The organism is Micromonospora sp. ATA51 (assembly GCF_016802855.1).
Classification (GTDB): domain Bacteria; phylum Actinomycetota; class Actinomycetes; order Mycobacteriales; family Micromonosporaceae; genus Micromonospora; species Micromonospora sicca.
The window spans coordinates 1-12014 of sequence record NZ_JAEVHJ010000204.1; the positions used below are offsets into that span (position 1 = coordinate 1).

Annotated in this window: 9 protein-coding genes and 1 pseudogene; 3 read left to right on the forward strand and 7 right to left on the reverse strand. The window is 74.1% G+C overall.

Annotation, left to right across the window (positions count from 1 at the left end):
* Positions 1–219, reverse strand: a 219-nt coding sequence (locus JNW87_RS25730; RefSeq protein WP_375373540.1) for a hypothetical protein, incomplete at its 3' end; no start/stop codon positions are given.
* A gap of 257 nt (positions 220–476) precedes the next feature.
* On the opposite strand from JNW87_RS25730, the gene JNW87_RS25735 reads away from it, so the two are divergent.
* Positions 477–854, forward strand: a complete 378-nt coding sequence (locus tag JNW87_RS25735; protein ID WP_238454566.1) for a PH domain-containing protein — start codon at positions 477–479, stop codon at positions 852–854.
* Between the two features lie 10 nt (positions 855–864).
* Here JNW87_RS25735 and JNW87_RS25740 read toward each other — a convergent pair whose 3' ends face one another.
* Positions 865–1791: a 2-hydroxyacid dehydrogenase gene (locus JNW87_RS25740; RefSeq protein WP_109800458.1), complete on the reverse strand. Its 927-nt coding sequence runs from the start codon at positions 1789–1791 to the stop codon at positions 865–867.
* A gap of 150 nt (positions 1792–1941) precedes the next feature.
* Here JNW87_RS25740 and JNW87_RS25745 point away from each other — a divergent pair, with 150 nt between their 5' ends.
* Both JNW87_RS25745 and JNW87_RS25750 read left to right on the forward strand, forming a co-directional pair.
* Positions 1942–3117 carry a PQQ-dependent sugar dehydrogenase gene (locus tag JNW87_RS25745; protein ID WP_238454567.1) on the forward strand — a complete coding sequence of 392 codons (1176 nt, stop codon included), beginning with the start codon at positions 1942–1944 and terminating at the stop codon, positions 3115–3117.
* Between the two features lie 125 nt (positions 3118–3242).
* Positions 3243–4856: a metallophosphoesterase gene (locus tag JNW87_RS25750; RefSeq protein WP_109800460.1), complete on the forward strand. Its 1614-nt coding sequence runs from the start codon at positions 3243–3245 to the stop codon at positions 4854–4856.
* 385 nt (positions 4857–5241) lie between these two features.
* Here the strand turns inward: JNW87_RS25750 and JNW87_RS25755 are convergent, their stop codons facing one another.
* From JNW87_RS25755 to JNW87_RS25775, 5 genes and pseudogenes are all read right to left on the reverse strand, one after another.
* The gene (locus JNW87_RS25755; protein WP_238454568.1) at positions 5242–7599 is read right to left on the reverse strand and encodes a pyruvate dehydrogenase; all 2358 of its coding nucleotides are present in this window, start codon (positions 7597–7599) and stop codon (positions 5242–5244) included.
* A 121-nt stretch (positions 7600–7720) separates the two neighbouring features.
* A pseudogene (gatB, locus tag JNW87_RS25760) lies at positions 7721–9219 on the reverse strand (Asp-tRNA(Asn)/Glu-tRNA(Gln) amidotransferase subunit GatB).
* A gap of 13 nt (positions 9220–9232) precedes the next feature.
* Positions 9233–10708: an Asp-tRNA(Asn)/Glu-tRNA(Gln) amidotransferase subunit GatA gene (gatA, locus tag JNW87_RS25765; RefSeq protein WP_238454569.1), complete on the reverse strand. Its 1476-nt coding sequence runs from the start codon at positions 10706–10708 to the stop codon at positions 9233–9235.
* The gene (gene gatC, locus JNW87_RS25770; protein ID WP_109800464.1) at positions 10705–11010 is read right to left on the reverse strand and encodes an Asp-tRNA(Asn)/Glu-tRNA(Gln) amidotransferase subunit GatC; all 306 of its coding nucleotides are present in this window, start codon (positions 11008–11010) and stop codon (positions 10705–10707) included. Before gatC ends, gatA begins: the two co-directional genes overlap by 4 nt.
* A gap of 147 nt (positions 11011–11157) precedes the next feature.
* A partial coding sequence (locus JNW87_RS25775; RefSeq protein WP_238454570.1) for a bifunctional diguanylate cyclase/phosphodiesterase occupies positions 11158–12014 on the reverse strand: 857 nt, incomplete at its 5' end.

A 12014-nucleotide genomic window follows, 5' to 3' on the forward strand; every position in this document is an offset into this window, starting at 1 on the left:
GACGGCGGACCAGGCCGGCGCGGGCCGGGCGCCGGCGAGCCCGGAGAGCCGGACGCAGGCCAGGGCGGAGCCGGCGGCGACGGCCAGCGCCAAGGCCGCCGACGGCGGGACGAGGCCGGCGGACCCGGCCAGGACGAGCAGCGCGCCGACCGCCAGCACCAGGAGGTCGGGCGACGACGGCCGGCGACGGTGGTCGCCGGAGGGGTACGCGACGGACACGGCGGTCGCCTTCGTGAGGGGGCACGGGGCGGTGCGTTGCGGAACGACGTGCGGGGTGTGTCGGCGGTACGCGGTCGGACGGGCGACGGTGGGTGCGACGGACCGACGGGCGGCAAACCGGCGCGACCACGCGAACAAACGATTCCTACGACGTCCGGTTACGGGTCATTCCAGTGACCGCGGTCACAAGGTCCGTGCCGTACGCCGCCGCCCTGCCCGCGCGGAGCCGCGCCGGGTCGAGGTGCGATCATCGGGGGGTGAGTCCCGCCGACACCGTCCGCTTCCGGCCCAACCAGGCGATCCTGGTCGCCGCGATCGTCGCGTTCATCGGCGCCCTGCCGCTGGCCACCGCCCGCTGGTGGCTGCTGTGGGTGCTGCTGATCCCGCTGGCCGTCGGGCTCTGGGCGTGGCGGTCCGGCACCGAGGCCGACCCACGCGGGCTGCGGCTGCGGGCGCTCGCCGGGCAGCGCCGGATCGCCTGGGAACGGGTCGCCGAGCTGGGCGCCGACGAGCGCGGCCGGGCGGTGGTCCGGCTCGACGACGGCGAGCGCCTGGTGCTGCCCGCCGTCCGGGCCGCCGACCTGCCCCGGCTGATCGCCGCCACCGGGCAGGGGCTGCCCGGCAGCACCCGCTGAGCCGGCCCGGTCAGTAGCCGTCCACCACCCGGTTGACCAGCGGCTCCCCGGCCGCGAACCGGCGCAGCTGCTCCCCCACCAGCCGGTACGCCCGCGGCAGCAGCCCGCGCACCGAGCCGGCGACGTGCGGGGTGAGCAGCACGTTCGGCAGCCCCCACAGGGGATGGTCGGCGGGGAGCGGCTCGGGATCGGTGACGTCCAGCGCCGCCCGGAGCCGACCGGTGGTCAGCTCAGCGACCAGCGCCGACGTCCGGGCCACCGGGCCGCGGGCCGCGTTGACCAGCAGCGCGCCGTCGGCCATCGCGGCGAGGAACTTCTCGTCCACCAGCCCCCGGGTCCGCTCGGTCAGCGGCACCAGCAGCACCACCACGTCCGCCTCCGGCAGCAGGCCGGGCAGCTCGTCCACCCCGTGCACCCCCTCGGCGGGCCGGGCGGTGCGAGCGACCAGGGTGAAGGTGACCTCGAACGGGGCCAGCCGGGCCTGGACCGCCGCGCCGATCGAGCCGGCGCCGACGATCAGCACCCGCTTGCCGGCCAGCTCGTCGGTGGGGGCCACCTCGTCGTACGCCCACTCGCGGCGCCCCTGCGCCCGGGCCAGCGGACCGAAGCCGCGCAGCTTGGACAGCACCGCGGCGACCACCCACTCGGCGGTGGCCGAGTCGTGCACCCCGCGGGCGTCGCAGAGGGTGACCCCCTCGGGCATCCGGCCCACCCAGGCGTCCGCCCCGGCGGAGAGCAGCTGCACCACCTCGAGGTCGGGCAGCTCGGCGAGCAGCGCGCCGGCGTCCGGACCCGCGAGGAACGGCGGCACCCAGAACCGCACGCCGTCGGGGACTGACGGGAGCCGGGCCGGGTCCTCCATCACCTCCACGGTGACACCCGGGGGCAGCTCACCGAGGAGGGCGTGACCGGAGCGGTGCGGGATCCATACCTTCACGACCGCCGACGATAACCGGCGCGCCGTTCCCACGCCCGCAAACGGGCCCGCTGAGCCGGAGCCACCCGTCGCCGCGGACGGGTGCCGCAGGCCGGACGCGCCGGATCCGTCGTACCCGGACGGTCGGCCCGCCGGGCTAAGCTGGGCCGGGTGAAGGCCCGTCCCCCGTACCCCCGCATCGGCCGCCTCCGGGCGGCGCTGGCGGCGTCCTGCGCGGCGCTGCTGCTGGGCACCACCGGCTGCGCCTTCGGCGAGCCCGGGCCCGACCCGGCCGGCGAGCCGCCGAACCTCCCGACGCCGTCGGCCACGCCCGGCGCGGGCGGCGCTGGTCAGCAGGTGGTGGCCACGGTGCTGGCGAAGGGGCTGCGGGTGCCGTGGGCCGTCGCCTTCCTCCCCGACGGCGCCGCGCTGGTCACCGAGCGGGACAGCGGCCGGATCCTCCAGGTCGGGCCCGGCTCGGGGCCGGAGGGGCTGACCGTCACGGTCGTGCAGACCGTGCCGGACGTGGCCGCCGGCGGCGAGGGCGGGCTGCTGGGCATCGCCGTCTCCCCGTCCTACGCCAAGGACCGGACGGTCTTCGTCTACTACACGACCGCCCGGGACAACCGGATCGCCCGGCTTCAGCTCGGCGGGCGGCCCACGCCGATCCTCACCGGCATTCCGGCCTCCGGGAACCACAACGGCGGCGGGTTCGGCTTCGGTCCGGACGGCAGCCTGTACGCCAGCACCGGCGACGCGGGCCGGCAGGCGAACGCCCAGGACCGCAAGAGCCTCGGCGGCAAGATCCTCCGGATCACCGCGGACGGCAAGCCGGCCGCCGGCAACCCCTTCCCCGGCTCGCCGGTCTGGTCCCTGGGGCACCGCAACGTCCAGGGCTTCGCCTGGGACCCGGCGAAGCGGATGTACGCCGTCGAGTTCGGTCAGAGCACCTGGGACGAGATCAACCAGATCACCCGGGGTGGCAACTACGGCTGGCCGCAGGTCGAGGGACGGGCCGGCGACAAGCGGTACGCCGACCCGATCGTGCAGTGGCGGACCGGCGAGGCCTCCTGCTCCGGGCTCGCCGCGGTGGGGCGGTTGCTGGTCACCGCGTGCCTGCGCGGCGAGCGGCTCTGGCTGGTCGAGCTCACCGACAAGGGCACTGTGCTCGGCCAGCCCCGCGAGCTGCTGACCGGGAAGTACGGTCGGCTGCGGGCGGTGGCCGCCGCGCCGGACGGGTCGCTCTGGGTCACCACCTCCAACCGGGACGGACGGGGCCAGCCGGCGCCGGAGGACGACCGGATCCTGCGGTTGGTCTTCGCCGACGGCGGGGCCGGCCGGAGTTGACCGACCGACCGTAGCCGGCCGGTCACCCCGCGAGACGGGGGCGACCGGCGGGTCGGAAAACTGGGAACGCGCCGGCTTCTCTCGGGTTTGCCAAGATCCCACGACGGGCAGGTCAGAATCTCAGCATGGACGGCCAGGAGAACGAGCAGCGCGACACCGGGGACGAGGGTGCCCCGGCGACCGGACGTGCCCGGCGCTGGGCGAGCTGGCCGCGGCGTACCGGCCGGTCGGGTCGGAGCCCGTGGCTGCGGCGGCTCGGCGTGGCGCTGGCCGTCGTGGCGGTCGCCCTGGGCGGGGTGGTCGCCGGCACGTACGCCGGTGGGCACGTCGGCACCGACATCGGGCCGTTCCGGGCGGAGCTCGACCTGAGCCCGTCGCTCCACGGTGGCACCACCGTCGACGTCCCGCCGCTGGGCGCGCTGCTGCTGAACAGCCACGACGGGCCGACCTACCTCACGGTGCGGCTGGGCGCGCTGGACCAGCGGCGGACCCAGGCGCTGATCAACGACCCGGCGAGCATCAGCCGGGCCAGCCAGTCCGCCGTCGCCGACGTCCGGGCCGGGGTGATGCGCCTGGGTTTGAAGACGCTGGGCGCGACGGTGCTGGCCACCCTGCTGCTGGCGGGGCTGGTCTTCCGGGACGCCCGGCGGACGGCCTGGGCCGGTGGGCTGGCCCTGGTGGTCACCGCCGGCAGCCTCGGGCTGGCCGCCGCGACCATGCGCCCGCAGGCGATCGAGGAGCCCCGGTACGAGGGGCTGCTGGTCAACGCCCCGGCGATCGTGGGCGACGCCCGCCGGATCGCCAACGACTACACGAAGTACGCCGAGCAGCTCCAGCGCCTGGTGGGCAACGTCAGCCAGCTCTACACCACCGTCTCGGCGCTGCCGGTGTACGAGCCGGCCCCCGGCACGACGCGGGTGCTGCACGTGTCGGACATGCACCTCAACCCGACGGGGTGGCAGCTGATCCGGACGGTGGTCGAGCAGTTCGGCATCGACGTGGTGATCGACACGGGCGACATCACCGACTGGGGCAGCGAGCCGGAGGCGTCCTTCGTCGGCTCGATCGGCCTGCTCAAGAAGCCGTACGTCTACATCCGGGGCAACCACGACTCGGCGCGGACGGCGGCGGCGGTGGCCAAGCAGCCGAACGCGATCGTGTTGGACAACTCGACGACCACCGTGGCCGGGCTGACCGTGGCCGGGATCGGCGACCCCCGGTTCACCCCGGACAAGAACACCTCACCGGCGGGCAGCGGTCTGACCAAGCAGGTGGCCGAACAGGTGATCGGCGCCGGCGAACAGCTCGCCACCACGGTCACCGGCTCGCCGCGTCCGGTGAACATCGCGCTGGTGCACGACCCCGCCTCGGCCGGGCCGCTCTCCGGCACCTGCCCGCTGGTGCTGGCCGGGCACACCCATGCCCGGCAGGTGTCCAGGCTGCCGCAGGTGCCGGGGAAGCAGCCGACGCAGCTGTTCGTGGAGGGCTCCACCGGCGGGGCCGGGCTGCGCGGCCTGGAGGGCGAGAAGCCCACCCCGCTGTCGATGTCGGTGCTCTACTTCGACCAGCAGAAGATGCTTCAGGCGTACGACGACATCACCGTGGGCGGCACCGGCCAGTCGCAGGTCAACCTGGAGCGGCACGTGATCCGGGACCCGGCGCAGGGCGCGGAGGTGCCGGTCACCCCGACCCCGACCCGCGGTGGTCCGGAGTCGGCCAGCCCGACCCCGACCCGCTGACCGGTCCGCAGGGTGGGACACGCGGTTGGCCCCGCCCCTCTCGCCAGGGGTCTCCCTGCGGCTCGCTTGCCGCACCTCCTTGCCCCAGTCACTCTCCTCGCCGGCCTGTCCGGCCCACGCCCATGGTCGCGACGCCCTTTGCTCTGCTTCAACGGACGCAACAGTCACGCCGGGTCACCGGGCGTCGTTCCGCCCGCCAGAAGCTCGTCCAGCTCAGGGCTGGTGTTGCGGTGAGGTAAGCAGAGCAAAGGGCGGGGCGAGCATTGTCGGTGCCCGTCCTGCCGTCACCCTGCGTGCCGGCGCGGACCCGTCACGCCGGGTGATCGGCGGTGCACCGCGCCACCCGGCGGTCGCCAGGAGCGGCCGGCGGGTGGCGGATGCCGGGTCAGCGCAGCGACAGGGCGGCCAGGGCGGCGTTGACGATGCTGCCGGGCAGCAGGTCGTGCAGCTCATACAGCTCCTGCACGCTGCCGGACTGGCCGAACTCGTCCACCCCGAGCGGCACCGCCGGGGCGCCGACGGCCGAACCGAGCCAGGCCATCGCGTGTGAGGCTGCGTCGTGCACGGTCACCACCGGCACCCGGTCCGCGAACGCCGACCGCAACGCGCCCGGCACGCTCGGCACGGTCGCCGTCCGCACCCCCTGCCGCAGCGTCCGCTGCCAGGCCCGGTAGAGCCGGTCCAGCGAGGTGACGTCCACGACGTGCGCGGCCACCCCCTCCTCCGCCAGCTCCGCGGCGGCCGCGAGGACCTCCGGCAGCACCGCGCCGGAGGCGGCGAGCTGCACCACCGGGGCGTCCGCCAGCTGCGGGTACGCCTGGTGCGCGTCCACCAGCCGGTACGCCCCGGCGACCACCTGCCGGCGCAGCACCGCGTCGCCGATCCGGGCCCGCGCGGCCTCGAACGGCGCCTGGTCGATCGGGCGGGTGCTGAGCCGGAAGTAGTACGCCCCGTCCTCGGCCGGCGCGGCGGTGGCGGCCGGCGCCGCTCCCCCGGCGATCTGGCCGAGCGCGTCGCAGAGCAGCCAGTCCAGGCTGCCCGCGTACGCGGGTTCGAGGAAGGTCACCCCGGGCAGTTCCAGGCCCACCGAGGCGGTGATGGTGGACTGGTGGGCGCCGCCCTCCGGGGCCAGCGTGATGCCGGACGGGGTGCCCGCCACCACGAACCGGGAGCCGGAGTAGGTGCCGTAGAGGAACGCGTCCAGACCGCGCAGCACGAACGGGTCGTAGACCGTGCCGATCGGCAGCAGCGGCTGCCCCGACAGGTCCCAGGACAGCCCGAGCTGGCCCAGCAGCAGGAACAGGTTCATCTCCGAGATGCCCAGCTCGATGTGCTGGCCCGACGGGCTCTCCGTCCAGCGCAGCATCCGGTCCTCGGTCCAGGAGCGCTGCTCGGTGGGGGCGAAGACGCCGGTCTTGTTGATGAACCCGGCGAGGTTGGTGGAGGTGGCCACGTCCGGCGCGGTGGTCACCAGGTAGGGCGCCACGGCGGGATCGCGGGCCAGGTCCACCAGCACCCGCCCGAAGACCTCCTGGGTGGAGACCGGCTTGTTCGCGCGTACCTTCGTGGTTTCCGGGACGGTAACCCCGAGCGCCCGCTCGCGGGGCGCGCGGGACAGCGCCTCCCGACGCTCGCCGGCCCGGATGCCGGCCGGGGACGCCGGGTCGAGGCGGTCCCACTCGGTCTCCGGCGTCAGGCCCTGTGCGGCGCGCAGCGCGTCGACCTGCTCGGTGGTGAGCAGCGCCGAGTGGTTGCGCGGGTTGCCGGCGATCGGCAGCCCCCAGCCCTTCACGGTGTACGCGAAGACCACGCTGGGCCGGTCGATGACCGCGTCGCACTGGGCGTACGCGTCGAGCATCGCTTCCAGGTCGTGCCCGCCCAGGTCGGTGACGAGCGGGCCCAGCTCGTCGTCGGAGATGTCGGCGATGAACTCGGCGATGCCGGCCGGTGCGCCGTCCAGGAACTGCTTGCGCAGTGCCGGCCCGGCCAGCCCGAACAGCGACTGGTACTGCTCGTTCGGCATCCGGTCGATCCAGTCCCGCAGGGCCGCCCCGCCCGGCCGGGCGTACGCCTCGGCGAGCTTGCGGCCGTACTTGACCTCCACGACGTGCCAGCCGGCGGCCTCGAACTGCCCCCGCCACTGGTTGATCCGGATGCCGGGGACGACCCGGTCGAGGGACTGCCGGTTGAAGTCGACCAGCCACATCACGTTGCCCAGGCCGGTGGTGGCCGGGTCGGCGACGGCCTCCCAGATGTTCCCCTCGTCCAGCTCGGCGTCGCCGATCAGCGCCACGAACCGGGAGTGCGGCCGGGCGCCGAAGTGCGCGTCGACGTAGCGGCGGGTGACCGCGGCGAACAGCGGCGCGGCCGCACCGAGACCCACCGAACCGGTGGAGAAGTCCACCTCGTCGGGGTCCTTGGTCCGCGACGGGTACGACTGGAGCCCGCCGCGCGCCCGCAGCTTCGGCAGGTACGACCGGTCCAGGTTGCCGAGCAGGTACTGGATGGCGTGGAAGACCGGGGAGGCGTGCGGCTTGACCGCGACCCGGTCCTCGGCGTCCAGGTGGGCGAACCAGAGCGCCGTCATCGCGGTGACCAGCGAGGCGCTGGACGCCTGGTGGCCGCCGACCTTCACCCTGTCGCCGGTGTTCCGGTCGTGGTTGGCGGCGTCCACGATGCGGGTGGCGAGCCAGAGCACCCGGCGCTGGATCTCGTCGAGGACGTCGAGGTCGTGCTGGTTCACGGTGACTCCATCCGGGCGTCGCCGATGACGCCCTCGCGAGGGGTGGCGCGGGTCGCGCGCGTACTCGAGGGAAGCGAGAAGGCCGCCGCCGGGTTGCGACGGCGGCCTTCTCCGGTGGGACTCAGCCCTGGGCGCCGAGGCGCTCCAGGATCAGCTCGCGGACGGTCTTGGCGTCGGCCTGGCCGCGGGTGGTCTTCATGACCGCGCCGACCAGCGCGCCGGCCGCCGCGACCTTGCCGCTGCGGATCTTGTCCGCGACGTCGGGGTTCGCGGCGATCGCCTCGTCCACGGCGGCGGTGAGCGCGCCGGTGTCGGAGACGACCTCCAGGTTGCGGTTGGTCATGACGTCGGTCGGCGAGCCCTCGCCGGCGACCACGCCCTCCAGCACCGTCCGGGCCAGCTTGTCGTTGAGCTTGCCGGCGTCGACCAGGCCCTGGAGCTCGGCGACCTGCTCCGGGGTGGCCCCGACGTCGGCCAGTTCCACGCCGGTCTCGTTGGCCCGCCGGGACAGCTCACCCAGCCACCACTTCCGGGCGGCGGCCGGGGTGGCGCCGGCGGCGACCGTGGCCTCGATCAGCTCGACGGCGCCGGCGTTGAGCACCGACTGCATGTCCAGGTCGGACAGGCCCCACTGCTCCTGGAGCCGGCGGCGGTGCAGCCGGGGCAGCTCCGGCAGGGCGGCCTTCAGCTCGGCCACCCAGGCGGGGTCCGGCGCGAGCGGCACCAGGTCCGGCTCCGGGAAGTACCGGTAGTCGGTGGCGGTCTCCTTGGACCGGCCCGGCGTGGTGTCGCCGGTGTCCTCGTGGAAGTGCCGGGTCTCCTGGGTGATCTTCCCGCCGGCGTCCAGCACCGACGCCTGGCGCAGCATCTCCGACCGGACCGCGCGCTCGACCGACCGCAGCGAGTTGACGTTCTTGGTCTCGGTGCGCGTGCCCCACTCCTCGCCCGGCAGGTTCAGCGAGGTGTTGACGTCGCAGCGCAGCGAGCCCTCCTCCATCCGGACGTCGGAGACGCCCAGCGTGCGGAGCACGTCCCGCAGCTCGGTCACGTACGCCCGGGCCACCTCCGGCGCCAGCGCGCCGGTGCCGGGAACCGGCTTGGTGACGATCTCCACCAGCGGGATGCCGGCCCGGTTGTAGTCGACCAGCGACTCGGTCGCGCCGTGGATGCGGCCGTGGCGCCACCGACGTGCAGCGTCTTGCCGGTGTCCTCCTCCAGGTGCACCCGCTCGATGCCGATCCGCACCAGCTCCCCGTTGACCTCGACGTCCAGGTAGCCGTCGAAGCACAGCGGCTCGTCGTACTGGCTGATCTGGAAGTCCTTCGGCATGTCCGGGTAGAAGTAGTTCTTCCGGGCGAACCGGCTCCACTCGGCGATCGAGCAGTTCAGCGCCAGGCCGATCCGGATCGTCGCCTCGATGGCCGCCTTGTTGGCCACCGGCAGCGAGCCGGGCAGGCCCAAACAGACCGGGCAGACCCGGGTGTTCGGCTCGCCGCCGAAGTCCGTCGGGCAGCCGCAGAACATCTTGGTGTTCGTGCCCAGCTCGACGTGGGTCTCCAGGCCGATCACCGGTTCGTAGCGCGCGACGACCTCGTCGTACGCGGGCAGTGTCGTGGTCATCTGAGCTCCTGCCTCACAGCGCCGGTGGGGTGAACGTGCCGACCACGGACTCCAGCGCGGCGGCGACCCGGTACATCCGGTCGTCGGCCATCGTCGGGGCCATCACCTGGAGGCCGACGGGGAGCCCGTCGGAGAGGCCGCAGGGCACCGAGATGCCCGGGCCGCCGTACAGGTTGGTCGGGATGGTGAAGAGGTCCGCCAGGTACATCTGGTACGGGTCGGCGGTGCGCGCCCCGATCGGGAACGCCACGAACGGGGTGGTCGGCGAGATCAGCGCGTCGACCTGCTCGAAGGCGGCGGTGAAGTCCCGGGTGATCAGGGTGCGGACCTTCTGCGCCTGCCCGTAGTAGGCGTCGTAGTAGCCCGAGGAGAGCGCGTACGTGCCGATCATGATGCGCCGCTTGACCTCGGCGCCGAAGCCGGCCTCGCGGGTCAGCGACATGACCTCCTCCAGCGACCGGTTGCCGTCGTCGCCGACCCGCAGGCCGAACCGCACGCCGTCGAACCGGGCCAGGTTAGAGGAGCACTCGCTCGGCGCGATCAGGTAGTACGCCGGCAGCGCGTAGCGGAAGTGCGGACAGGACACCTCGATGATCTCGGCGCCCAGCTTGGCCAGCGCGTCCACCGACTCGCGGAACGCGGCCATCACGCCCGGCTCGGCGCCCTCGCCGGTGAACTCGGTGACCACACCGAGCTTCACCCCGGTCAGGTCGCCGGTCGCGCCGAGCTTCGCCGCGGCCACCACGTCCGGCACCGGCTGCGGGATGGAGGTGGAGTCGCGCGGGTCGTGGCCGCCGATCACCTGGTGCAGCAGCGCGGCGTCGAGCACCGTACGCGCACACGGGCCGGGGGTGTCCAGCGACGAGGAGAACGCCACCAGGCCGTACCGGGAGGTGCCGCCGTAGGTGGGCTTGGCGCCGACGGTGCCGGTGACCGCGCCGGGCTGGCGGATCGAGCCGCCGGTGTCCGAGCCGATCGACAGCGGGGCCTCGTACGCGGCGAGCGCGGCGGCGCTGCCGCCACCGGAGCCGCCCGGGATCCGGTCCAGGTCCCACGGGTTGTGGGTCGGGCCGTACGCGGAGTATTCGGTGGAGGAGCCCATCGCGAACTCGTCCATGTTCGTCTTGCCGAGCATCACCGTGCCGGCGTCGCGCAGCCGCTGCACGATCGTCGAGTCGTACGGCGGGCGCCAGCCCTCCAGGATCTTCGACCCGACGGTGGTCGGCACGCCCTTGGTGGTCAGCACGTCCTTGACCGCGACCGGCACGCCGGCCAGCGGGCCCAGCTCCTCGCCGCCGGCCCGCCGCTCGTCCACCCGGCGGGCCGCGGCCAGCGCGCCCTCGCTGTCGACGTGCAGGAACGCGTGCACCCGGTCGTCGACGGCGGCGATCCGGTCCAGGTGGGCCTGCGTCACCTCGACCGCAGAGGTCTCGCCCTTCGCCACCAGCCCGGCGATCTCGGTCGCGGTGAGCTTGATCAACTCGCTCATGAAGCCACATCCTCGTCCAGGATCCGCGGAACGCGGAACCGCTGCTGGTCGACGTCGGGCGCGCCGGACAGCGCCTCCTCCGGGGTCAGGCACGGCGTCACCACGTCCTCGCGGAGCACGTTGGTCAGCGGCACCGAGTGGGAGGTCGGCGGGATGTCCGCCGCGGCGACCTCGCCGACCTGGGCGACCGACTGGAGGATCACGTCGAGCTGGCCGGCGAAGGTGTCCAGCTCCTCCTCCGTGACGGCGAGCCGCGACAGTCGCGCCAGGTGCGCGACCTCCTCGCGGGAGATGGCGGCCATCGGTGCCCCCTTCGTGGCTGTCCTGCTGCGTCTGCGTGTGCCGGCCGCGCAGTCGAGGTGGAGATGACGCGCGGTGACCGGAGCGAGTCTATTGTCCTGCGCTCGCACCGACGCCTCCGACTCCCCCTCCACCCGCCCGCCGGGGCGTCACCTGGTCGGCCGGCGGGGCACCTGCGCGTCCGCCGTCACCGCCGGGCGCACCGGCCGGTACCGGGCCAGCCAGGCGGCCAACTCCTCGGCCGGCATCGGCCGGGCGTGGAACCAGCCCTGGGCCACGTCGCAGCCGGCCGCGTGGAGCAGCCGCCAGGTCCGCTCGTCCTCCACGCCCTCGGCCACCACCCGGAGCCCCAGCGCCCCGGCCAGCTCGATCATCGAGCGGACGATCGCGGCGTCGTCGGGGTCGTCGGCCATCCCCAGCACGAACGACCGGTCCACCTTCACCTCCGAAAGCGGCAGCCGGCGCAGGTGCTGCAGCGACGAGTAGCCGGTGCCGAAGTCGTCCAGCGCGATGCCCACCCCGATCCGGTGCAGCTGGGAGATGCTGGCCAGGACCCGTCGGGGATCCGCCATCAGCGCCCCCTCGGTGATCTCCACCTGCAGCCGGTCCGGGCGTACCCCGTAGCGGACCAGCCGGTCGGCGATCTGGTCGGCGATCTCCCCGGTGTGCAGGTCGCGGACGCTGACGTTGAGCGCGGCGCGGAGGATGATCCCCGCCGCCGACCACTTGGCCAACTGCTCGACCACGTCGTCCACCACCCGCCGGGTGAGCAGCCGCATCACCGCGCTCTGCTCGGCGACCTGGATCAGCTCCCCCGGATCGACCATGCCGCGTCGGGGGTGGCGCCAGCGCAGCAGCGCCTCGACCCCGACGACCTCCCCGGTGGCGATGGCGATCTGCGGCTGGTAGTACATGGTGATCTCGCCCGGGTCGCGGCCGGATCCTCGTCCCGCCCGGGCGCCGCGCGCACCCGCCCGGCGTCCGCGCTGTCCCTCGGCCCGACCCC

What these genes read in the sequence shown, in the direction of transcription:
- JNW87_RS25750 (WP_109800460.1), top strand. Translation starts at nt 3,243, where the DNA reads ATGGACGGCCAGGAGAACGAGCAGCGCGACACCGGGGACGAGGGTGCC.
- gatA (WP_238454569.1), bottom strand. Translation starts at nt 10,708, where the DNA reads ATGAGCGAGTTGATCAAGCTCACCGCGACCGAGATCGCCGGGCTGGTG.
- gatC (WP_109800464.1), bottom strand. Translation starts at nt 11,010, where the DNA reads ATGGCCGCCATCTCCCGCGAGGAGGTCGCGCACCTGGCGCGACTGTCG.